The sequence below is a fragment of the Corallococcus sp. 4LFB genome, from assembly GCF_046520365.1.
Classification (GTDB): domain Bacteria; phylum Myxococcota; class Myxococcia; order Myxococcales; family Myxococcaceae; genus Corallococcus; species Corallococcus caeni.
Genome location: NZ_JBKGHJ010001232.1, coordinates 1 through 483, shown reverse-complemented (window position 1 = coordinate 483; position 483 = coordinate 1). Strand labels below are relative to the sequence as shown.

Sequence of the window (483 nt, the reverse complement as noted above, 5' to 3'; positions counted from 1 at the left end):
TGCCGCTGTCCTTCGCCCAGCAGCGGCTGTGGCTCATCGACCAACTGGAGCCGGGTAGCGCCCTTTACAATATGCCCGTCGCCGTCCGGCTGGAAGGCGACCTGCACGCCGACGTGCTGGAGCGTGCCCTGCAGGAAGTCGTGCGCCGTCACGAAGCCTTGCGAACCACCTTCGCCCAGGTGGAGGGAGCGCCCGTCCAGGTCATCCATCCCGACAGCATTCTGCCGCTGAGCCTCGTGGACCTTTCGGACGTGCCCGAAACGCAGCGCGAGTCCGAGACGCGAGCCCGCGTGGAGACGGAGATGCGCCGGCCCTTCGACTTGCACACCGGGCCTCTGCTCCGCACGCTGCTCTTCAAGCTGAGCGAAACGGAGCACGTCCTCGTCGTCACCATGCACCACATCGTCTCCGACGGCTGGTCGCTGGGCGTGCTGGTGCGGGAAGTCGCCGCCCTCTACGCGGCCTTCTCCGCAGGGCAGCCGT

The 483-nt window shown here is 67.7% G+C and carries 1 protein-coding gene; it reads left to right on the top strand.

Annotation, left to right across the window (positions count from 1 at the left end; genetic code table 11):
* Nucleotides 1-5: 5 nt before the first annotated feature.
* Nucleotides 6-483: condensation domain-containing protein (locus ACLEQD_RS45085; RefSeq protein WP_410392020.1), on the top strand; the 478-nt coding region annotated here is incomplete at its 3' end.